The sequence below is a fragment of the Paenibacillus sp. GCM10027626 genome (assembly GCF_042676285.1).
Classification (GTDB): Bacteria; Bacillota; Bacilli; order Paenibacillales; family Paenibacillaceae; genus Paenibacillus_Z.
In genome coordinates, this window is sequence record NZ_JBHTHC010000003.1 from 484,915 (window position 1) to 507,890 (window position 22,976).

Annotated in this window: 13 protein-coding genes; 5 read left to right on the plus strand and 8 right to left on the minus strand. The window is 50.8% G+C overall.

What is annotated here, in order from left to right:
* The first annotated feature begins 17 nt into the window (after nt 1–17).
* Together ACFQ0N_RS09185 and ACFQ0N_RS09190 are read left to right on the plus strand one after the other, a co-directional pair.
* Nucleotides 18–1,796, plus strand: a complete 1,779-nt coding sequence (locus tag ACFQ0N_RS09185) for an extracellular solute-binding protein (protein ID WP_379325100.1) — start codon at nt 18–20, stop codon at nt 1,794–1,796.
* Nucleotides 1,797–1,875: 79 nt separating this feature from the next.
* On the plus strand, nt 1,876–3,492 hold the full coding sequence (locus ACFQ0N_RS09190) for an alpha-L-fucosidase (protein WP_379325102.1): 1,617 nt from the start codon (nt 1,876–1,878) through the stop codon (nt 3,490–3,492).
* A gap of 350 nt (nt 3,493–3,842) precedes the next feature.
* On the opposite strand, the gene ACFQ0N_RS09195 is transcribed toward ACFQ0N_RS09190, so the two are convergent.
* The gene (locus ACFQ0N_RS09195) at nt 3,843–7,694 is read right to left on the minus strand and encodes a cadherin-like beta sandwich domain-containing protein (protein WP_379325104.1); all 3,852 of its coding nucleotides are present in this window, start codon (nt 7,692–7,694) and stop codon (nt 3,843–3,845) included.
* 337 nt (nt 7,695–8,031) lie between these two features.
* Here ACFQ0N_RS09195 and ACFQ0N_RS09200 point away from each other — a divergent pair, with 337 nt between their 5' ends.
* The gene (locus ACFQ0N_RS09200; RefSeq protein ID WP_379325106.1) at nt 8,032–10,383 is read left to right on the plus strand and encodes a TPM domain-containing protein; all 2,352 of its coding nucleotides are present in this window, start codon (nt 8,032–8,034) and stop codon (nt 10,381–10,383) included.
* A gap of 443 nt (nt 10,384–10,826) precedes the next feature.
* Here the strand turns inward: ACFQ0N_RS09200 and ACFQ0N_RS09205 are convergent, their stop codons facing one another.
* Entirely contained in the window at nt 10,827–12,698 is a 1,872-nt protein-coding gene (locus tag ACFQ0N_RS09205) for an SLC13 family permease (protein WP_379325108.1), read from the minus strand.
* Nucleotides 12,699–12,855: 157 nt separating this feature from the next.
* Here ACFQ0N_RS09205 and ACFQ0N_RS09210 point away from each other — a divergent pair, with 157 nt between their 5' ends.
* Nucleotides 12,856–13,377, plus strand: coding sequence for a DUF4386 domain-containing protein (locus ACFQ0N_RS09210; RefSeq protein ID WP_379325110.1), 522 nt, complete (start codon nt 12,856–12,858; stop codon nt 13,375–13,377).
* On the opposite strand, the gene ACFQ0N_RS38300 is transcribed toward ACFQ0N_RS09210, so the two are convergent.
* Together ACFQ0N_RS38300 and ACFQ0N_RS09220 are read right to left on the minus strand one after the other, a co-directional pair.
* Nucleotides 13,374–13,667 carry a cyclic nucleotide-binding domain-containing protein gene (locus ACFQ0N_RS38300; protein ID WP_483874986.1) on the minus strand — a complete coding sequence of 98 codons (294 nt, stop codon included), beginning with the start codon at nt 13,665–13,667 and terminating at the stop codon, nt 13,374–13,376. The two genes, ACFQ0N_RS09210 and ACFQ0N_RS38300, sit on opposite strands and share 4 nt — an antisense overlap.
* Before the next feature lie 268 nt (nt 13,668–13,935).
* Entirely contained in the window at nt 13,936–14,925 is a 990-nt protein-coding gene (locus ACFQ0N_RS09220) for a zinc-binding dehydrogenase (protein ID WP_379325112.1), read from the minus strand.
* 129 nt (nt 14,926–15,054) lie between these two features.
* Between ACFQ0N_RS09220 and ACFQ0N_RS09225 the strand changes: the two genes are divergently transcribed.
* Nucleotides 15,055–15,924, plus strand: coding sequence for a LysR family transcriptional regulator (locus ACFQ0N_RS09225; RefSeq protein WP_379325114.1), 870 nt, complete (start codon nt 15,055–15,057; stop codon nt 15,922–15,924).
* 360 nt (nt 15,925–16,284) lie between these two features.
* On the opposite strand, the gene ACFQ0N_RS09230 is transcribed toward ACFQ0N_RS09225, so the two are convergent.
* The 4 genes from ACFQ0N_RS09230 to cydB form a co-directional block, all read right to left on the minus strand.
* Nucleotides 16,285–16,761: an S-layer homology domain-containing protein gene (locus tag ACFQ0N_RS09230; protein WP_379325116.1), complete on the minus strand. Its 477-nt coding sequence runs from the start codon at nt 16,759–16,761 to the stop codon at nt 16,285–16,287.
* Nucleotides 16,762–16,798: 37 nt separating this feature from the next.
* Entirely contained in the window at nt 16,799–17,596 is a 798-nt protein-coding gene (locus ACFQ0N_RS09235) for a hypothetical protein (RefSeq protein ID WP_379325118.1), read from the minus strand.
* Between the two features lie 691 nt (nt 17,597–18,287).
* Nucleotides 18,288–21,941: a thiol reductant ABC exporter subunit CydD gene (gene cydD, locus ACFQ0N_RS09240; protein WP_379325120.1), complete on the minus strand. Its 3,654-nt coding sequence runs from the start codon at nt 21,939–21,941 to the stop codon at nt 18,288–18,290.
* A gap of 19 nt (nt 21,942–21,960) precedes the next feature.
* Nucleotides 21,961–22,971 (minus strand): cytochrome d ubiquinol oxidase subunit II, encoded by a 1,011-nt coding sequence (gene cydB, locus ACFQ0N_RS09245; RefSeq protein WP_379325123.1) that lies wholly within the window; start codon nt 22,969–22,971, stop codon nt 21,961–21,963.
* Nucleotides 22,972–22,976 lie beyond the last annotated feature (5 nt).

The window sequence follows — 22,976 nt, forward strand, 5'->3', positions numbered from 1 at the left end:
TAAAGGGAGGAAAAAAGATGAGGTTGGTCAAATCCAGTTTCACCCTGTTCAAACCGCTGATTGTTTTGCTTATTCTGGCTCTTGTCGCCATGCTGAGCGCATGTTCCGGCAATAGCAACGAGCCGAAGCCGGCTGCCGATCCGGAAACGAACCAAAAGACGGGCGATACGGGATCGGGAGATTCCGGGACTCCGGCGAAAGAACCTGTCAAGCTGACCATTTACGGGGCGGGCGCTGCCGACGTTCCAGGTGTCCAGACCGATCCCGTAGCCAAAGAAATCGAAAGAATTACCGGCATTACGATCGAAACCGCGGCAGCGGATGAAAACAAGCTGAAGCTGATGCTGGCCGACGGCGATTTGCCTGACATTCTGATGGTTGACCACAAATACGTCAAACAATTAATTGAGGGCAATCATGTCCTCGCGCTTGACGATCTGTTGAAAACGAACGGGCAAGAGATTGAGAAAGCGATGCCCCAGGCGCTCGAATATTTCAGACAAAATATGAGCGCAGGCCAAAACAAGCTCTATTTTCTCCCGATTCATACGGGAACAGACGCCGTCGTAGCTGCGCAAGCTCCACAATACGATTATTCGATCGGCTTCTTTGCCAGATGGGACTATTACAAAGATCTCGGTTATCCGGAAATTAAATCGACCGATGAATTTCTGGAAATGCTCGCAGAGATGCAGAAACGCCACCCAACGACGGAAGACGGCAAAAAAGTGTACGGCATCTCGGCATTCAATGACTTGGGCTTATGGCCGTTCATCATTCAAAATGCCTTTGGCGAAGGCTACTTCAACGGCCCGGGCATGTATGTGCAGGATGCCAGCGGCAATGCCTTCGAACTGTTGACGGATATGAACAGCGCGTTCTGGCACAGCATGCAGTATTACTTCAAAGCGAATCAGCTGGGCCTGCTCGATCCCGAAGCGTTCACGCAAAAGATGGATCAATACAGCGCAAAGCTGGATAATTTGCAATTGCTGTCCAGCATGGCTTCCTGGTGGATTGGCGGGGGCAACAAAAAGCTGGCCGAGCAAGGAAACCCTGATGCCGGTTATGCATTAATTCCGATTCAGGGAGCATATGTATACAAAGGCGCCTCGTCTCCTTCAGGCTGGGCAGGCAAATATTTGGCCATCTCCAAAAATTCCAAGCATCCGGACCGGGCGCTCGATCTGTTGAATTTCCTTTCCTCGCCTGACGGCTCAAGGCTGGCGGCAAGCGGCATCAAGGACAAAGACTGGACCCTTGTCAACGGTCAGCCTGAGTTGACGGATGAAACGATTCAAGCTTCAAAAACGATGGAAAAATTCGGAGACCAAACCGGTATTGGCAAATACGGCAATCTCCAGGGCATTGACGATTTTGTCGTCCATCCGGATGATAAAGGGCTGATTAATCTGTTCTATTCCCCAAAAGTGTTCCAAACGAAATTGACGCCATTCGAAAAGACTTACAGCGAATATTACGGGGCCACTTATCCAGGGGAGGCGCTTGAAAAGCTCGAAGCGGCCGGAAAAATCAAATGGGGCGCAATCGACTCCACCGTTCAGACCGGACTGGATACAGCACCTGATGATATTAAGCGGATCGACGCCAAAGTAGAGGAACTCGTGAAAACAACGATACCAAAGCTAATATTGGCTAAAAACGAGGGAGAATTTAATTCTGTTAAGGATCAATTCCTGGACAATTTGCAAAAGCTCAATTACGACCAATCCAAGCAATTCTGGGATCAAGCTTGGAAGACTGCTCTGGATAAAGGTGCTGTATTCAAGAAATAACGATGTGTTGGCGGATAGACGCGCGTTGCCTGTCCGATCCGCCTCACCCCAGTAATAACGACAGAAAAGAGGGATAAATTTGAGCAGGACTCTGGCGGTGCCTACACCGCAGCAAATTGAATGGCACAACATGGAAATTGGCATGTTTATTCATTGGGCGCCGAACGTTTATCAGGATCAGGAGTATGACGACCTCTCTACGCCGCCCGAGCAGATCAATCCTTCAGCGCTGGACACCGACCAATGGGTCTCCGTGGCCAAATCTCTTGGCGCGAAGTATATTGTCATGGTTGCCAAGCATGTCGGCGGCTACTGTTTATGGCAAACCGATACGACCGAATACAGCATTAAAAACTCGCCATGGCGGGACGGGAAAGGCGACGTGCTGCGCGATCTCTCAGAATCGTGCCGCAAACAAGGCTTGAAGATGGGCGTTTACTTAAGCCCGCAGGATGTATATAACGGCGCCCATATCGCCGGCCGCTGCGCTTCCCCGGAGGAGCAGGAAAAATATAATCAGATTTACCGGCAGCAGCTGGTTGAAGTGCTCTCCCGCTATGGCGAAATATTTGAGGTCTGGTTTGACGGCGGCCAGGAAATCGAGGTCGGAGACATTTTGGAGCAATACGCGCCTAATTCCGTCTTCTTCCAGAGCAAGCATGCTTCGATCCGCTGGGTCGGCAATGAGGAAGGCATCGCGACTTACCCGGCATGGAACGCAGTCGGCGCCGATTCGGATGCCGCCAAAGGGCTCGGCACGATTCAGCATGGAGACCCCGATGGAGAGCTATGGATTCCGCTGGAATGCGATACGACGATTCGCAAAAACTGGTTCTGGAATACGGCCAATGCCAGCAGCCTGAAAAGTCTCGAGCATCTGATGGAGCTGTATTACCGTTCGGTCGGCAATGGCGCTGTGCTGCTGCTTAATGCCAATCCGGACCGCAGCGGATTAATTCCCGCAGAAGATGCGCAGCGGGCCAAAGAGTTCGGCGACGAAATCAAGAAGCGCTTCTCCAACCTTGTCGGCACCGCCAGCGGAACAGGCAATGTATGCGAACTAAATTTCGCCGCTCCCGAACAAATCGACCATATTGTCATCTGCGAAGACATTCAATACGGCGAGCGAATCCGCGCTTATGAAGTAAGCGGCTTTGACGGCACAAATTGGATCAAGCTATGCAGCGGCACAGCTGTAGGCCATAAGCGCATTGAACGAGTCGAACCTGTCACTTTGCATAAATTGCGACTCCATGTCCTAAAAGCGGCTGCTGAACCGCAATTCGCCAGCTTCTCAGCCTATTATGCCGGTATAGCGACCGTGTATAATCAGTCCAAAATAGGAAGCGAGCTGCAAAAGATCGGCGAATGGGGTCCTGAGCTGTTCCAATACAAACCGAACCGTATCACGGTCGAAAAATACGAATTGACCGACCTCATCGGCGCTCCCGGACAATATAAGCTCTATCTTACTGACAGCAATACCGGCCCTTGCGAAATCCGCATCGCGAAGGCCAAGCTAATGCTGAATCATGCAGAATACCCGCAATTCGTATCCGGCAGCAGCGAAGCAAATGAATATATCATCAACATCACTGCGCTCGGCCAGTGCATCAGCATTGAGCTTGAGCTGCATGCAGAGAAGGATATTAAGAAGTTTGGAAATATATGGATAGAACGAGCGACACTCTCTTAAACAGGGCTTGCCACTAGGGCAGCGGGGCGAAGTGGCGGACCTACGCGAACGGCTCGGCTGTTTCGTGGACATCAGTTCCATTATCTGTGAACAAACGAGCCAAAACGGCGGGGGGGACGGACCGTAGATCCGCTATGGCCTCAAATCGCCGCGAATACCCGGCAAACTTCGCAAATAACGGATCCTACGTCCGCGTGACCTCCGAATCTTCCGGTTTTCGTACAAATAACGGATCGTGTGTCCGCATGAATTCGACAGCCCCCGTAAGTCCGCAACTTGACCAATACACGAGTACAAAAGCAAATGCCACCGGCCTTTGACGGCCGGTGGCATTTCTGCATTTAATGATATTAATCAATCAGATTCGTTGTTTTCAACAAACGCTCCATCATTGCTGTCGCTTCCGCGCGCGTCATGCTTGCTTGCGGATTCAACAGTTTCGCGCCTTTGCCTTCAATGATGCCGGCTGCTACCATTTGCGCGACAGACTCTTTTGCCCACTTGGATACTTTGTCTGCATCACCAAAGCCTGCGAGCGTTGCGGCAATTTCAGCCTCGCTCATCGCTTTTGGCGCTGCTGCCAATTGGTACGCGCGGGCGATCATGGCAATGCCTTGCTCTCTCGTAATTTCCCGCTCGCCGCGGAACAAGCCGTCAGAGTAGCCCAGTACAATGCCAAACTCATTGGCAATCGTCACCGCATTATGGTACCACTGCGCTTGCGAGACATCGCTAAACATGTTTTGCGGCACTTCCTGACGCATTAAGCCCATACCCAACATCACGATCGAAGCAAACTCCGAGCGGTTCACATTGCGGTTCGGGGAATACGTATTGTTGCCAGTTCCTTTCAATTGCAGTCTTGCTGCAATATTGTTCACATTGCTTTGCGCCCAATGCTTCTTCACATCATCGAAGTCCTGCGGATTCCAGATCACCGAGTAGGTGCCCGAGCTGCGCAGATCGTTGATTTGTGCAAAGTAACGGTTGTTGATCTTCGTTACGACTGTCGGCAGGTGAAACGTTGTGCCATCCGGATTTACTACTACACCCGTTGTAATACGGTTCGGGTCAATGCCTTCCGGCAGTGCAATATATTTCGTTGCATATCCTTCCAGTTGTCCTGCACGAACCGTTTTGCCGTCGTAAGTAAACGTCAAATCCAAATTAACTGGGTCTACGAGCAACTCATAGCCTTTGGCTTTTGCTTGGCTTCGTGCCAAATCGATCAGCTCTTGCGAAGAGCGCTCAATGTTAATTTTTAACGCGATGTCCTCGAGCTTTGCACCATTCCATTGTTTCGCAATGGCATCCAGGTCGAGTTGTTTGCCCGGCACCGGATAGATCGCCAGCAGATTTTCAATATTCAGTGTCGATCCTGTGTCAGCCAACTTCTTCGCCACTGCTGCCGTCAAGCCGTTTACTTCGACTTTTCCTTCACCTGGTACGCGGATTGCCAACTGATGCGCCTTGCCGTCTGCCAAAATATCATTCAGCTTGCCAGCATCCACCTGAACGGTTGTAACTTCGTTGTCGCCGTCTTTTTTCGTTGTTCCTGTGGCGAAGTTATTATTCGTTCCATCCACGCTAGTGGTAATATTGCCTGTTGTTGATGGTCCTGGACCCGGTGCCGGTATCCACCAGCCGCTATCGCTAGCACTTGCGCGGTTCACTTTAACTTTATACTCTTTCACTTTACCGTCACGATCTGTCACCTTGACGATTACTTCATTATCGCCGACATTCAGTGGCAGTGCCGTGCTTTCTTTACCGCTTCCGACTGTAACAAATTTGCCGCCGCCCACACTGATCTCGATTTTAGCTTCTGGATCCAGCGCAGTTGGCGTGAATTTCAATTCGTCAACACTGTTCGGCACGCTCATCGTATAAGCATCCTTCTCCGAATCAAATGCCGGATTCAGGCTGCTGGTCGACGGTTTCAGATCAATCAGCTTGTTTGTTGTGCGCATAATTTCCAGTGTATATGTCTTCGGCTCGCCGGTCGTTGGATCCGTTACTTCAACCTTGATAATATTCAAGCCTTCTTGAAGCGGCAGGTTATTCCAATCTTTCGGATCAACTTCCTTGCCGTTCAATGTTACTTTAACTTCGCCATCTGGATGAAGCGCTTTTGGATCAAGGCTAATCGCCGATACTTCATTTGGTACTACGGCTTTGTAGTCAAGCTCATTGCTGTTGAATTTTGGAGACATTTCGATATCTTTGCCAGTCTTTGGATCTTTTAATTTCACCCCCGAAAGAGCGCCGCCAGTTTTTTGCAATTTATCATAGGCTTGGTTTAAATTCGCCAAGGCCTTGGCAATTTGCTCAGGAGTAGCTGCTTGATCGTCCAGCACTTTTTGCGCCTCAGTCAGAGCATCCTGCAACTGTTTCCAGCTTTCAGGCGTATAATCTGCCTCTATTAGTTTCTTGCTGTCATCTACTCTTGCTTGCAGCTTGGATTTATCTACAACAAGCGCATCTTTGGCAGCTTTAAGATCGGCAAGCGCCTTATCAATTTCTTCTTGCGATTGCATCAAGCTTTGATTACTTAGCACCTCATTAGCTTTCTTCAGTGCTTCTTGCAATTTGTTCCAACTTTCCGGTGTATAGACGTCCTTATTCAGTTTGTCGATTTCGGCAACTTGCTCCCGCAGCGCCGTTTTATCTACTTTAGTGATGACAAAGGTGTATATGTTTTCTTCCCCATTGTCAAGTGTCACAGTCACTTCGATTACGTTCTCCCCGACTTCAAGCGGGATATTGTTCCGTTCATCCCCTACATACTCCTCGCCGCGGAGCTTCACTGTGATTGTTGCGCCGTCAACTGCGATCGGAATAATAGCTACGCTGTACACGTCATCCGTTACTGTTGCATTGTAATTCAGACGGTTCTTTCCATTGAATTGCTCTGGCGATAGTTGAATCTCTTTCCCAGCCAGTTCGCTTGGATTTTTATACGTTGCGTCGGCAACGGTTAAATTGAGATCTGTAAGTCTTGGTTCCCGCTTAACCAGATTTAGACGGGCTTCATTCAGTTTAGCTGTGGCCTCATCAACTTCTGCTTGAGTGGCATTTTTGTTATTAAACACCTTTTGTGCCTCGGCCAGTTCTCTCTCAAATGCTCCGAAGCTCTCAACTGTATATTTTTCCTTATTCGATTCTGCCTTATTACTTTCGTTTATTTCCTTTAAAAGTGCACTTTTGTCAACCTTAATGACAGCAACTGTTTTTTCAGCACTGATTTTAATATTTTTGTCACCTGGCATACCGCCATATTCTACTACGTAGCCGAAAACGCTGGCATTCGTTGGAGAGAAGTCATTCCATAGGCCAGCAGTGGTCCCCGGTCCAAAAATATGCGCTACATATTCTACTCCATCGTAGTTGTTTGGCTCGCCAGATTGCCAGTTATTATACCTTTTATTAAACGGTCCGGCCCCTGCTCCCTGGTAACCTTGGTAAAATTTCAATCCTTTACCGTTGTCCTCCAGACCTTCCGGTCCTGTCACCCAACGCCAGTCTCCCGTATTTTGAGGCTCTCCATTTTTGCGTTCAATATCTTGTGCGCCGATCCAGCCAAGACCTTGAGTTTTCTCTTTGACAAACGTGTTTTCCTCTTCACTCGTAATCGTCACAAGATATCCTTGCCGTCCGAAATAATTCAGATTCTCAGCTGCTACTTTTGCATTATCCCATGAAATCTTGGTACTAGTTTTAATATATTCATAGAAATGTCCGTTGCTGAAAGGCAAAGCGGTGCCAAGTGTAAACTGAATCACTCTGTCAGACAGATCGGCACCTGTTGTCGTTAATGTTACACTCCGCAATGCCGCCTCATATTCTTTAACCGTTGCCTCGCCTGTAAGTGTTAGGACACCATTAGTTTTATTGTAGTTTCCTGTTATTTTTGCAGTATTAATAAAGCCCAACAGATCATCGGATTTAAAATTTGCAATAACGACCGATGCACCTTTTAAATTTTCGTTATAATTAAGGGACAGATCGTTATCAATTGTTACCGCATCTCCGTTAACAACATATGTCGTCTTGCCTTCAGAAGCGGATATTGCTACACCATCATCGGCAGCCTGCACTTTATTTGCTGCAAAGCCGCCTAGAAAGCCGCCCGCGGCCATGACGAAGACAAGCAACAGCGAAAGTTGCTTCTTCCAATCATACTTGCTTCTTTGTACATGCATGTACTTGCTTCCTCCTCTTCTTCAATAATTACAGTCATTCTTTTCTGCTACCTCCCCCACACAGCCTCCTCTCACAGAACCTGGCATCACAGGAGCAATAGAACATGGCAACTCGCCAAATTCCAACATTTTTCTTCTACAATCGCCATTCTATCAATCGTCACTATACAAAAACTATACAAAGTGCAAGAATTCCGATTTCTTTACTTTTATACCCTGTACTTATTATGCATTCTCGCCTTTTGGACCAGATTGGTGGTGCCATAGGGAATGATTTCCGATATACTGGAATAAATGGACATAACCAGACAAAAAGCAATACGGGGAGGTATCATCATTGAAAAAAACGGTTGCTGCCCTTATGATCGTTCTGGCCTTTATGCTCACCGCAGGACAAATATTTGCGGCAGCTCTTCCTAAAAAAATGGGGCCTGTGCAGGATCGCGCCGCTTTATTGACGGCTGAGGAAAAAAAGCTGCTCAAGGAGCAGGCCTCCGGCAAGACGTTCCAATTCTATATCCTGACCGTTGCCAATCTGAACGGATTGGACGGAGAGAATTATGCGGCTGATGTTTTTGCCAGCTGGGAATTGACCGCGAAGGATGCGCTCATCGTCGTTTCCGACAAAGGAAGCAAAGCAAGCCTGCACCTTACTAATCGGCAATTGCAATCCGCATTAGGTACAAAAGAGAAACGGGAAGAACTTATAAATAAAAGCTATGTGCCGGCAGCCAAAGAGGGCAAATATGCGGACGCCCTTACCACTTTAATGGTCGCGATGAATGCAGCGGCCGATACGGGCAGCGCGGCAGCTGCAGCGAACGCCGCAGAAGAAAAACTCGAAGACAGCGGGGAACAATCATCTACTTACTTCGAGGTGCTGGGCATGCTCCTGAGCATGATTGCAATCGTACAGTTCCTGTTCTCTATAACGGCGCTGACCGTGCTTGGGCTGCGGCTGAAGAGCAAGCTGAGACGTGTCCAAAGCGATATCAGCGGACAAATGCTGCTCGTTCAACGGACATTGGAGAAGCTCGATCCGCTGACCGTCATGAGCCAGGGGAAAACGAACCGGCTCGCCGCGGAAGTAAGCCGCATGCTGCAGGAACTGCTCGTCGAAACCCAGAACCTATACAAAGAAAGCGGCCGTTCCAGATTTTTGCTTTACACGCCCGGACTGCAAAAGGCGCTCAAACATGCAATAGAAGCATCAGAGGAACTATTTGGGCGAGTGGCAACGCGAATTAGCCAAGCGGAAGCTCTAATGAAGGAAGAGTTTTCCGTCACCCAAATGGTCGAACAAATCCGGCTCGACCTGCCGAAAGTGGAAAGCAAGCTCAAGCAGCTCGCATCCAAGCTGAACAGCACGCTCGACCTGCAGCGGCGGCAACTTGAAGAGATTGAGCGCATCTTTAAAAACGCCGAGAAAGATAATACTTTCGATCCGCTTGTTGCATTAGAATCGGCGGAAAAAGCCCGCGAAGCGCTTGATCTGCTCTCCGGCGATCTGGATGAGCTGGCAGACTATGATCAGAAGATCGCCTCTTTCCCGGAGAAGGAGCATGCCAGCCGGCAAGCGGTGTGGAAGGTCGTCTCCGAGCATCATTTGACGGCGATACCCTATAATCCGTATTTACCGATTGAAGAGAGCAAAGAGGTTGTCGAGCGTATGCAGCATAACTTGAAGTCGGGCAACGTCTTTTCCTTGCGCTCCCAATGGGACCAGGCGGAGCGTCTGTTGCGGGAAGCGGTATCCACCGTCCAGCGTACAGCCGACATCAAGCTGAACAATCGCAGTAAAATTTCCAAAATGGATCAGCGGATCAACCGGCTGCATAATAGCTTCGATGCACTCAAACCTCAATTCGAACGCGTCGCTCTTCAGTATGACCGCTCGCTATGGCACACGCTGCACCAGGAGTACGAACAGACCGCGCGGCAGCTTTCCGGCTTGGGGGCGCAACTGGATGAAGCGGTACGCATGAATGACGATGCCGTCCAGCAATTTGATGATGCCAACGATCGGCTTGACCAGGCCGCGGAGCAAATGTCTGCTATAGAAGGCCGATTGCAGCACTATGAAAGCACAATCGAGCAGTGGGAGCAATCTTACCGCGCAACAACTGAACGCTTCGACAGCGATCAGCGGCAGTATAAGCAGTCCGTCGCTTTTCTCCAATCCGGGCAGCTTGTTATCCCGCATCAGAGGTTTCTGGAGGTCGATGAAATTGTCGCCGCCTTCGTCCAATACTACCGGGATGCCGCGAACAAGAAACCAACCGATCTGCTGCAATTAAGGAAGCATGAGCAGGATCATCATGAAGCGGTCATTGCTTTTGTCGATTTGATCCACAATCTGGACAATTATAGAGGCGAGGCCGAGCAGGTGTTTGCGCAGCTTCGGCAAGCATTCGAATATGAGTTTCGCCATACAAGCGGCATGAAATATAGAAGGGATCTGCAGCAGAACTACCGCTATCTCACGGACCAGGTGCAGGAGTGCCTCGCCAACGGCCAATATGATCAAGCGTTTGAGCTACTCGCCCAGATGCAGCAGCTGATCGGATCGCTGCAATCCGTTAATCTGGAGCGCAGAGTAACTGGCGGCGTTCATTATAATCTCACATACAGACAACAGGAGCTGTACAATCAGTTCAATTCTGCCATGAATCACCGCAACCGCCGCTGACGGGCGAGGGGGCAAGCTGTGAAGCGGTTTCGTTTTACGGAAGTCACAGACGTTATTTCACCAATAACCCCCCTTTTTGAAATCTAACAGATCTGGGCGACCTTAATTGGACGTTTTCTTGCGAAATCGTGCCAATTATCATCAAATAGCGGCGCACAGTTCCGTTACAATTTCAGATCGGGCGAATTTTCGAAAATAGCGGCCGTGATATCCGTTAGCGTTTGTTCATGCGTCAAGAGGCTGTCAGACCTCGGGGTAGTCATGAAGCTACAAGTTTAGGGCAGCCGAAGATAACGATATCCATTATTGAAGCCTCGCCCTTGCGCTCGCCACGACTCCAAAGCAAATGCAATGGCTGGGGTTGCTACAACAGATCGCCGTAAGGTAAAATTAATATTTCTCAAAAAAAGCATGCCGACCGCAAGGTGGCATGCCTCTTTATATTAGAAGGAAAAAAATAATGGCAGAACCGTAATCATCGCTACCCCTAGGATAAACTGGAGCGGTAATCCAACTTTTACATAGTGGCTGAACCGGTAACGTCCTGCCGACATGACGAGCGCATTCGGCGGCGTGGAGAACGGGGAGGCAAAGCACATGCTTGCCCCGATCGAGACCGCAAACAGAAACGGATAAGGGCTGACACCCAGCTGCGTCGCCGCCGTCAGGGCTATTGGCGCCAGCAGCACCGCACAGGCGGTATTACTAATAAATAAGGTCAGCAATGAGGTCGTAAAGTAAATGCCTGCCAACAGCACAAGCGGCCCATAGCTGCCGAGCGAGCTGACAAGCCCTTCGGAAAGCAGGGCAGCCGCTCCGGTCTTCTCAATCGCAGTCGACATCGGGATCATTCCGCCGATCAGCACTATGCTCTCCCAGTTGACCGTCTTGTAGGCCTCCTCCATATTGCGCACACAGCCGGTAATGACCATCAGCAGCGCCGCTATCATCACCGATACAACCGCCGGAATCCAGTTGGTGATCAGCAGCGCGACCATGAGCAGCATAATGCCTGCTGCAACCGGCGCCTTCATATCTGTCGTCACCTTCCTGGCCTCCTCGGCCGGCTGCCCCACGACGACGACGTCAGACTGCTCCGCGGCAAGCAGCGCAATATCCGCCCAAGTGCCCTGAACGAGCAGCGCGTCGCCAAAACGCATCTTTTCCTCCTTCAAATGATGCAGCAAATATTGCTCCTTGCGCTGGATGCCCAATATGTTAACCCGATATTTTTCCCGGAAGCCGGATTGCTTGACAAGACGTCCAATTAACCGCGAATTCGGCGTCAGCATCACTTCGGCAATGCCGACCTCGCTGGTTGCATATTGCTCCACATGCATAGGCGCCTGCGGCTGCCGCTCCGGCTTCTGACGGTCGAGCAGCGTCAGCCCATAATGCGCCGCGAATTGCTCCGTCTGCTCAAAAGCACCATTAATATACAAAATATCATTCTCTTGAATGACGGTTTCCGGCCCGGCGATCTCTTGGTTAATCGTTTTAAAAAACTGATTTTTCGCTGAGCTTTTGCGCCGGATTTCAATGACATTCAGTCCAAACTGGGACGGAATATCCAGTTCTTTCAGCGTTTTGCCGCGAATAGCCGAAGCTTCGCCGACCTGGACGCGAAACAGATTTTGCGTCAGCTGATATTGGCGCACGAGCTCCTTGAGCGTACGGCCGCCCTTCTTTTTCCCGCCATCTTCATCATTTTTGGGCAAAAAACGGCGTAAAAAAAGCAGTGCAAGTACACCGACAGCGAGACAGACAATGCCAACTGGCGTAAATGAAAAGAAGGTCAACCCTTCATAGCCCGCATTTACTAACGTCTCTTGAATGACAAGGTTGGGCGGGGTCCCGATTAAAGTCAGCATGCCGCCCATACTGCTGGCAAACGCCAGCGGCATAAGCACTCTGCCCGGATTCATATGAGCACTCATCGCCATACTAACGACAACCGGCAGCATGACCGCTACCGTTCCCGTATTGCTCACAAAAGCGCCGATCAATGCAGTTACCAGCATCACCATAATGAGCATGCGGGTCTCACTGCCTCCGGCCAGCAGCAGCAGCTTGCGGCTCGCTATCTTGGCCAGCCCGGTCTGAATAATGCCTCCCCCGACAACGAACAAACCAATCATCATGACGACGACCGAATTCGAAAATCCGGACAACGCCTCGCCTGGCGTCAATACCTCCGTTAACATCAGCACAATCAGCGCAGCAAGCGCCACCAGGTCCGAGCGGATTTTACCCGATATAAATAGAATGGATGCTATCGCAAGTGTGATTAGTGTAATCCACATCGGATCATTCATGATGTATGTATACCTCCTACCGTATCGCATTACTCTATTAAATTCGACATTTTGCGACGATAGTCCTGCCCAAATTAGTTCAGCTCTTGACTTAAGTTAATGCCGCGCCATAACCCTCCTAATATAATGAACATTAATATAACAAGGGGGTTAACTCATGACTGTCTCCACGCATGGCCGCATGCTTCAGCAGCGTACATCCGCTTTAATTGCCGGCATATCGCTTATCGTCATGGCAATTGCCGCATTTTTCTCCTATGGCTTTATCCACGAAAGCCTTGTCGTGCAGGGCGATGCTGCCGCCACATTTCACAATATCTCGTCATCCAGCCACCTTTTCACGGCCGAAATTTTCAGTTGGCTCATCATTGTCATTGCTGACATTTTGGTCTCCTGGGCGCTGTACCTGTTTCTGCAGCCGATCCATAAAAGTCTTTCCTTGCTCGGCGCATGGCTCCGGCTTGTTTATACGGCTATATTAGCGATTGCGATCCTGAATCTGCTCTTTGTGCTGCTGCTGGTGAAGCCTTCATTCGATCTATCCTCATTTACAATCGAACAAATTCAAGCGCTGATGATGCTATTTTTGCGGGCATTTGAATCGATTTGGTCGATCGGATTGGTCATTTTCGGCGGGCATTTAATGGCTAGTCCAGGTCTTTTTCGCAGGAGTGTCTAGTGGCGTTCTTCAGGTGAAGAAGCGATAAATGAAGCCCATTCATCCTGTACGTCACCCAGGCTTTCTTCGACCATCCGGCGGATCATCGTTTCCAACTGGGCGTATTTTTGCAACATGCTTTGTTCTGCCTGCAAGTCGCCAACAACCAGTATACAGTCTTCCACGCAGGTTAGAGTGTAGGGGGATACGCGGTTTTCTTTATGCTGATTGAAAATGGCGACTGCCTGCTCTTCCGTATAAAAGTTGGATGTGACTTCTTTGCCCGTTTCATCAATCGCATACTGTCTCACACATCCCTTCAAGACGAAATAACATTAGGCGGGGACATCCCCCTGTCTAAGGAGCGTTGTCCCTTTTATAAATTTTTGTACAGGTATGTCTGCAATGATTGCCTGCTGTTCTGCTTCGTTGAGCGTTGTATATTTGGCCAAATACTGTAGCAATATACTTTTCATTTGAAACCCTTTCCGTTTAATAATGAAATGAGAACCTGCCTCCGTAAGCTTATCATAAAGCCAATCAGGACATCCTGCCATAAGGATGCCCTGATTTAATGTATTAATCTATTTTTATCGCAATATTACCCAATTGTTCCCCTTGCTTCATGCCGTGAAAGGCTGTAAATGCATCCTGCAACGGATAAACTTGATCGATAATCGGGCGAAGCGAGTGGCTTTCCATGAATTGAAGCATCGCGGCAAACTCTTCACTGCTTCCCATCGAGGTGCCAATGATGCTGATTTGCGGGAAGAAAATATCCCGGATCGGCATCTCTATTCGATCTCCCGAGCTTGCTCCAAACGTGACAATCCGGCCATTCGGCTTTATAACATCAAAATAAAAAGGGAACGTCGCCGGCCCGATGCTGTCAAGAATAAGATCCACAGCGTCTCCATTCATGCTTTCCTTCCAATTGCTATGTGTGTCAAATGCATGGTTTGCTCCATAAGTGAGAGCAGCTTGTCTTTTCGCCTCATTTCGTGACGTAACGCTGACCCGCGCTCCCGCGGCTAAAGCCATAAGCATGGCATAGGTAGCCACCCCGCCGCCAATGCCGGGAATAAGCACATGTTCTCCGCGCTGTAAATGTCCTTTCGTGAAGAGAGCGCGGTAAGCCGTCAAGGCCGCCAAAGGCAGCACACCGGCCTCTTCCCATGACAAGTAAGCCGGCTTTTTGACAGCATTTAGGGCAGGAACGATGATGTATTCGGCGAACGTACCATCTGATGGTCCCCCTACAATGGCTGGAACTGCAGGCACATCGTTAGGGGATTCCCACCCGATACAAGGATTAATAATAACATCGGAACCCACGGCAAGGCCAGTGACCCCTTCCCCTGCTGCTTCAATCCTGCCTGCTCCGTCCGACCCGATGATCAGAGGACTATCTCCTTCCGTTCGACTTGCCATGATGAACAAGTCTCGGTGATTTAACCCTGCAGCTTTCAGCTTTATTTTAACTTCGCCATATCCCGGCTGTTTATCACTCATGTCTTTGTAAGACAAGCCATTCAAACCACTTTGCCCGGCATGCACGACTGCTTTCATCGCTCATTCCTCCCTCGAAATGTATTTTGTGTCTTTTGAAGAAATTGTACTCAGCGGCTAAAATTCTGTAAAATAATTAAAATCGAACGTCACTATCAGAAACGATCATGCCCGGCAGGTGAAATAGAGATGAACATCAGTGATTTGAAAATTTTTCAAGCTGTCGCGCGTGAGGGCAGCATAACAAAGGCCGCGCAAGTCTTGAACTATGTGCAGTCTAATGTGACCTCCCGGATACAAGAGCTTGAGGAGCAATTGAACGTACCGCTGTTTCGCCGCTCCAATCGGGGGATGACGTTAACGCCCGCAGGCGAAAATTTGCTGAAATATGCGGATCAAATACTGACCTTGTTGGATGAAGCCATCAAAACGACACAATTCTCGGAACATCCTTCCGGCCCCTTTCGCTTAGGCTCCATCGAGACGGCAGCGGCCACTCATTTGACTCCATTATTGACTGAGTATCACCTGCGTTATCCCGATGTGAACCTCTCGCTTGTAACCGGTGAGACGCACAGCCTTTTGCAAAAAGTGCTGAAATATGAACTTGACGGCGCTTTTGTCTATGGACCCGTTGACGCACCTGAAATTGAGCATATTGCCGCCTTCGAGGATGAACTGATGCTTGTTTCAGAGCCGGATGAACATGATATGTACGATTTGCTCACTAAGCCAATGTTATTTTTCGACGTTGGATGCTCCCACCGCGCAAGGGCCGAACAATTCCTGAATGAAAACGGATTAACTTCCGGGAAAATCATGGAGTTTGGAACTTTGGAAGTGATTTTAAACGGCGTATCATCCGGCCTCGGGGTCTCTTTGCTGCCACAATCGTCAATTGCCAAAGCGGAAAAGGCGGAGATGATCGCTTCCCATCGCCTGCCTGAAGGGTACCGCGATTTACAAATATGGTTTGTGTATAAAAAGGAAGCGGCATACTCAAGCGCATTAGTGAAATTCGTGCAATTGGTTGGAGAAGGCAAGGCTGACGAAGCGTAGGCGTTGGTGGATACCGTGGCTAGAGCATCATTTAAGCACTTGGGAACGATTATTTCAGGGACAGGAATTCAACTCGTGAGCAAGTCGACCTCTCGTTTTAAGAAAAACTTCTATCGAAGTCCTTCGAGGGTGTGCGACCGCGTTTAGCAGTTTCATCTAACCCTTCTCCACAATCGTTATTTTGAAAAACCGGTCAAAAAGAAGAAAAAAGAGGTAAAGCCAAGAAAAAACAAAGAAGACCTGTTAAAAAAAATGAATAACAGGCCCTTATTTAAGTGCGTAAAAAAACGGGGTGCAAACAGCGAGCTTGACCGTTTCGTTCATATCAACGGATCGTCTGTCCGCACAGCCCCTTAGTTCCTATTGAATAACTCGCATTATAATCGTCACCACTTCCACCCGAGCCGAAGTTTCGCCCGGAGCAAAGCGGTTGCCGCTCCGACCTTTGACAATGCCTCGAGCCGCCGCTTCAGCAACTAAAGATTTCGCCCAAACCGGAATGTCCGCATCGTACATGCAGCTTGTAACCGCCTTCTGGCTCATTGGGAGGTTAAGTGCCCGCGTAGCCATCGCAATCATTTCCGTGCGAGTAATTTGAGCATATGGCCGGAAGCTTCCATCCCCATAACCTTGAACAATGTTCGCTTTGAGCGCTTGCGCCACTGCCTGCGAAGCCCAAGCCGGAATTTGCTTGCTTAAATTGAATGCGGGACTTAACCTGCTCCACTCCGAATGCGGAGGAACATCAGACTCCTTAGCCTTGGAGATGGAAATACGCAGCACTTCGTCCATAGCTCCCGGCAGAACTTTTTGAGCAATGGCGGATAGTCGCATCATCGTTTTCATTCTCCTTTACTGGCGCCACGCGGAAACGTTACTTGGTTTTCGCTCCGGCCAGCTGCTGGACCGCGCTTTCCGCAAACTTGATCAGTTCTTCTTTCGTCAATGGATTTTCTGGATTCGTCGAAATGTTAAATTGATATTGTTTGTCTGTCCAGCTCAGTGTATTTTTAACGTATTGAGGGAATTTTTTCTTCGTCTCTTCATCCAATTCGTCGGCCGCCACAAAGTGGTAACCTTTCTTCTTGCTGTACTTCTTCGCGATCTCTGCGCTCATCAGGCTAAATTGGAGTTGCACGACATCTTTTCCGTTCTTGAATACGAGATCGACCTGGCCCGCTTCCGTCCATTTGATGAGCTTCAAGTAAGCGGCTTTGTCTTTGGCCTCCGCTTTCACTTCTTTCTGATACTTGTCGCCATAGGCCAGAATCGGCGGCTGGATGTTGGCTTTGGTGAACTTATACCCTTCCGGCAAGCCGTCCGGACGCTTCAATACGGGAGTCTTCAGCTTGGATGCTACTTTGATGTAATCTTCATAGCTTTTGAAATTGTACACATTCAGATAGTTGGAAAAATGCTCGCCGCCATTAAGCGACTTATCGCTTACATACAATATGTAATAGTCACCCGGATTTTTTTTCATTTTGGCATACTTCGCTTTTTCCGCTTCCACCGCCTTTTTCTTCTCCGCGGCGGAAGGCGCCTTCGCTGCGGCCAGCACCGTCACTTCCTTGGCCCTGTTGGCCGGCGCCGCCTCCGCGGCGATATGCATCGAATTGAACAGCAGCAGGCAGCTCGTCGCGGCAATCGCCGCTTTGGTCATGTTTTTCATGTTCTATTTCCCCTCTCCAGCATTTTGTTTTTGACAGATCTTCGGTTCAAGGCCAGACCGCAATGCATTGCTTTGGGATCCCTTAGGCGCAAGCCTCTTTGTTATAAACACAGCTAGGCGAGAATGGGTTCACTTTTTTGGTGCTTGTTCAAATCGGGTAGGACGCTACTCATTATTTGAGTAGCCGACCTCCCACACCACCGTACATACCGTTCGGTATACGGCGGTTCCTAGTTTACACAGTTCACCCGTGATCACCTCCTAAGGTTCGGCCCTTCCCTTCTGCTGTCAACGGCCGTTTCCCCGCCTTTTTTCCAGCAATAGCGTGTCTCAGGAGGCTCATTCGCCCACAAATCCAAGAAGAGGTGTCTCGCCATGCGAAGCCGATCCTTGGATGAGTGGAATAGGCGCTCAAATGTTGCAGTTTGTGCAATAAGTCGCTTGGAGGAAGGAGGTATGCTCCAAATTGTTGTATGAAATGCAACAAATCTCTCCTCCAGGGCGCTTAACTAGTGATGATTGTTGCACAACGTACAACATTTGCGGCTAAAACGGTAGAATGAGGGCTCGAATGTTGTATTTTCTACAACAAATTGTACCCCCACAGCGGACTTTCACCGCCTAGTTAGTCGCCATGCGTGGCGCACAAAGAAAAAGGACAACCGCGTTAGTTGTCCTTTTCCTGCCTTACTTATAATTGCCTTGTCTCCATCCGCTGCAGCTCCCAAAGCTGCCAATACATTCCTTTACGCTGCAGCAGCTCCGCATGTGTGCCGCGCTCATGCACCCTTCCCTGGCTCAGGACGATAATTTCGTCCATAGCTTCCAGACCGGCCAGCTTATGCGTAATCCACAATACGGCTTTATCGGCAAGCGCCTGCTCCAGATTGACCGTAAACGCCTGCTCTGTAATCGGATCAAGCCCAGTGCCCGGCTCATCGAACAGCATAGCCGGCGCATTGCGGATCAATGCCCTGGCCAGCGCCAGACGCTGACGCTCCCCGCCTGACAGCCTCGCTCCCCATTCGCCGATTACAGTATCATAGCCTTGCGGCAGCCGCTCGATCGTTTCCTCGATCATGGCTATACGCGCAGCGGCACGCACTTCCTCCATCGTCGCTTCCGGACGGCCAAGCCGCAAGTTTTCGGCGACTGTCGTATTAAAGAGCTGTACATTTTGCGATACGACAGCGAAATTGGCGCGCGCTTCCTCATCCGACAAATGCCGCAGCTCAACACCGTTCATCAAAGCCGAACCTTCTTCGTAAGGCCGCAGCTTCAGCAACAGGTGCAGCAGTGTACTTTTTCCCGAGCCGCTCTCTCCTACAAGAGCAACCCGTTTCCCTTTGGCCAGCGATAACGACAGGTCATGCAAAGCATATGGCTCCTGAGGCGCATAGCGGAACGACAAATGCTCGACAGCCATGTGCCAGCCGTCCGGTGAGACGGCGGCAGATGCAGCTGGAGCAGAGCTGCCCGGCCGTTCATTACTCTTCGGCGCGTACATAGCTGCTTCGAACTCATCCGCTAAGGCAAACAGTCTGTCCCCCGCTGCCATCGTTTGTCCGTAATGCTGAAAAGCAAGCGGCAGCGGCATCATCGCCTCGAAGCAGGCAAATGCTATCAGGATGATCGCCGGAATGAACACGCCGTCGATTTTCCCGCTCGTCACCATCGGAATAGCCGCTGCAAGCATCAGCCACATCGTCAAATGGGCCAGCCCGACCATCGAACCGCTTGTGACGGCGGCAAGGCGATTTTGCCGCTTCAGCTCGCTGTCCATGCGCTGTTGAATCTGACTGATTCGCGTTTCCATCTTAACTGCCTGGCCATATAACAGTAATGTCGGCAAGCCGGCAACGAGATCGGCCGTTTCCGTGTACATGCCCGCCCGCTCCTTCACAAGCTTGCTGCCGCTCTCCCGGCCCAGCCGATGGCATATCCACGGGATGACTAGACCCGCCAACAGCAGCATTGCTGCCAGCAGTGAAGCAAGGCCGCCATCGAAATTGGCCATAATGGCAAACCCTAGTATGAGCGTAAGTAAAGCAACAAGCGGCGGAGCGACGACGCGCAGAAAGAAGTTTTGCAGCTGCTCTACATCGCTTATAATTGAGCCGAGCAGGTCGCCGCTGCGCTTTTGCTCCAGCAGTGTTGCCCCTCTTGGCTCCAGCCGTTCATACAGCCATACCCTGAGGCGCTGCAAAATCCGAAAGGTAACATCGTGCGAGACAAGCCGCTCCACATAGCGGAATACTCCCCGGACAATGCCGAAGAAGCGTACGCCCACGATTGGCACATATAGCAGCAGCACCGTCTCCGGCCGCAAAGCGGCTTTGGCGATCAAATATCCGGATGTCCCCATCAAGCCGACGTTGGCGCCGACAGTCGCAAATCCGAGCAGCACAGCCAATATTGCCCTCCATTTGTAGAGCTTTAAAAACTGCAGCAAACGGACAAAAGTGCCGCTCCCGGCTTTCCGGGCTGCAGCAGCCGGCCGCTGCAACGGCAGCCCGGCTGGCCCGCAAGCCGCAGCGCGCTCACCAGCTTCACGCGTTTCACTCGTCTCGGCCTCCGCTGGTGCAGGAGATTCCCGCTCCTCCGCATACACAGCGGCCGCAGCCAACATATCCGCGTACAATCCGCCGCGTTCCAACAGCTCTGCCGGCGTTCCCAGCTCGGCAACGCGCCCTTCGTGAAGCACGACGATCCGGTCAGCCGCGCTTACCGTGTCCAGCCTATGCGCGACCGTCACCGACATCCGCTGCTGCATCAGCGGCTCCATCCCTTTCGCGACCGCCGCTTCGCTTGCCAAATCAAGCGCAGCTGTCGGTTCATCGAACAGCAGCAGCCGGGCATCGCGCCGCAATACGGCGCGGGCCAGCGCTATCCGCTGCGCCTGCCCGCCTGAAAGCCGCACCGCCTCGCCCAATTCCGTATCGTACCCGTGCGGCAGCGCTTCAATAAACGCCGCAGCATGAGCGATGCCGGCTGCCGCTGCAATGTCCGCCCCTGTCGCTTCTGGGCGGCTAATGCCGATATTGTCCGCTACTGTCCCGTGAAACAAATGCACCTTCTGTGTCATGACGGTCAACTGCTCGCGCCACCAGCCGATCGATAGCTCCGCCATATCAACCCCATCAATTACAATCCGACCCGATGTTGGCCTAATAAAGCCTTGCAGCAGATCGAGCAAGGTGCTTTTGCCCGCTCCGGTCGGCCCGACAACGGCGATCCGCTCGCCAGGCTCGAACGTTAGCGACACATCTGTTAATGCCGGCTGCTTCTCCCCTTCATAATGAACCGTCACATTTTCGAAGGCAATCCGGTACCCTGCGGGATGCGCAGAAGCCGGCAGCTTCTGCTTTGTCCCCCCCTTATCCTCTACCTGACCGGCAGGCTCCGTATTCAAAATATCGAAAATGCGGCCGGCAGCCGTCACTCCATTCATGCCTGCATGAAATTGAGTGCCGAGCGTTCTTACCGGCGTATAAAACTCCGGCGCCAGCAGCAGCACCAGAAAAGCATGCTCAAAGCCGATTTCGCCGTCAATAAGCCGCAAGCCGAGAAAGACGGCTACAATGGCTGTACTGAGCGCAGCAAACAATTCCATGACAAAAGCCGAAAGAAAAGCAAGACGCAGCGTCCCCATCGTCGAGCGGCGATGTTCCTCGCTAATGCGCGCGATCATCTCCAGCTGCGCCTTGCTGCGATTGAACATTTTCAGCGTCGGCAGCCCGCGCAGCATCTCGTGAAAATGTCCGCCCAATCGTCCAAGCAGTTCAAATTGACGATCCGTCTTGGCCTTCGCCGCCTTGCCGATCAGGATCATGAAGATGACCAACAGCGGCATCGTAATGCTGAACACCACCGCCGAGATCCAATCCGTGCCAGCGACGACGCAGAATACCGCGATCGGAATGAACGTGGAGAGCGCAACCTGCGGCAAATATTTGGCCAAATAATTTTCAAGCTGCTCGACACCCTCGTACAACGTTCCAACCAACTCGCCGCTTCGTTCCCCCTTGGCATAGTCCGGCCCGAGCTCAGCCAACTTGCGCACAAGGCGCATCCGCAGATCGCTCTTAATATGCTGGGCCATCTGCGCCGAAGCATACTCGCTTGCCGCATGCAGCGCCGCCCGCAGCAGCATAATGCCCAGCAGGACGCCAAGCGCGGGCAGCAGCAGCGACAAACTCATTTTGCCAAGAAATGCGTCGTCTGCAATTTTTGCCAAATAGATCGCCTGGCCGATGAGCAGCAAGCCGCCCGCCGACCCTGTCACGACGCTCACTGCAAACAGCTTGCGCGTGCCTTGAACTTGCTTGAACAATTTTTTTATCATCGTCTCTACCTTCTAGCAGCTAGTAGTCAAGATGGTCTGTCGCACGAATCCGCTTGCGGAACACCCAGTACGTCCAAGCCTGATAGGCGAGCACGAACGGCAGCACGGTCAAGGCAACAATCGTCATCACTTCCAGTGTGTACGTGTTCGAAGCCGCATTGTAAATCGTCAGCGACCATTCCGGATTGAGCGAAGAAATCATCACATTCGGGAACAGCAGCATGAAAACCGTAACCGTCGACAGCACAATCGTCGCTCCTGTCATAATAAACGCCCAGCCGTCGCGGCCAGCTTTAATGAAGAAGTGAACGGACAGCAGCGCCATCCCCGCCAAAATCGGCACCATGCCTGGGCTTAGTCCGTTGGCAGTAAACATATCAGTCTCAAAATAGCTCAGCACGACGAACAACAGCAGCACCGCACTCGTCCATTTGCCGATTTTTAGCGCTACTGCGCGCGCACGGTCACGCAGTACGCCTTCTGTCTTGAGCGACAGGAATAAGGCGCCATGCAATACAAAGAGCAAAACAATACTGACCCCTGCCGTGACCGAGTAAAGCGAAATCAAATCCCAGAATGAACCGACATAGTTCATATTTTCGTCAATCGGCACGCCCTTCATCAGATTGGCCAGCGCCACGCCCCACAGCAGCGCAGGCAGCAAGCTGCCGAAGAAAATAACCCAATCCCACGTGGAACGCCATTTCGTATTCGCAAGCTTACTGCGGAATTCGAAGGCGACTCCGCGGCCGATCAATGCCAGCAGCATTAAAAATAAAGCCATATAAAACCCGCTAAACAACGTTGCATACCAGTTCGGGAAAGCGGCAAACATCGCCCCGCCTGCCGTAATGAGCCACACTTCATTGCCATCCCAGACCGGGCCGATCGTGTTGATCAACACTCTGCGTTCCGTATCGGTCTTGCCGATCAGCGGCGTGAGCATCCCGACTCCGAAGTCAAAGCCCTCCAGAAAGAAAAATCCGACGAACAGCACTGTTATTAAAATAAACCATAGCGTCTCCAGCATCCGCT

Excerpts from the sequence above, each read along its gene's own strand:
- ACFQ0N_RS09235 (WP_379325118.1), bottom strand. The coding sequence starts at position 17,596 with ATGAAAAACATGACCAAAGCGGCGATTGCCGCGACGAGCTGCCTGCTG.
- ACFQ0N_RS09195 (WP_379325104.1), bottom strand. The coding sequence starts at position 7,694 with ATGCATGTACAAAGAAGCAAGTATGATTGGAAGAAGCAACTTTCGCTG.
- ACFQ0N_RS09210 (WP_379325110.1), top strand. The coding sequence starts at position 12,856 with ATGACTGTCTCCACGCATGGCCGCATGCTTCAGCAGCGTACATCCGCT.
- ACFQ0N_RS09230 (WP_379325116.1), bottom strand. The coding sequence starts at position 16,761 with ATGATGCGACTATCCGCCATTGCTCAAAAAGTTCTGCCGGGAGCTATG.
- cydB (WP_379325123.1), bottom strand. The coding sequence starts at position 22,971 with ATGCTGGAGACGCTATGGTTTATTTTAATAACAGTGCTGTTCGTCGGA.
- ACFQ0N_RS09220 (WP_379325112.1), bottom strand. The coding sequence starts at position 14,925 with ATGAAAGCAGTCGTGCATGCCGGGCAAAGTGGTTTGAATGGCTTGTCT.
- ACFQ0N_RS09205 (WP_379325108.1), bottom strand. The coding sequence starts at position 12,698 with ATGAATGATCCGATGTGGATTACACTAATCACACTTGCGATAGCATCC.
- cydD (WP_379325120.1), bottom strand. The coding sequence starts at position 21,941 with ATGATAAAAAAATTGTTCAAGCAAGTTCAAGGCACGCGCAAGCTGTTT.
- ACFQ0N_RS09185 (WP_379325100.1), top strand. The coding sequence starts at position 18 with ATGAGGTTGGTCAAATCCAGTTTCACCCTGTTCAAACCGCTGATTGTT.
- ACFQ0N_RS09225 (WP_379325114.1), top strand. The coding sequence starts at position 15,055 with ATGAACATCAGTGATTTGAAAATTTTTCAAGCTGTCGCGCGTGAGGGC.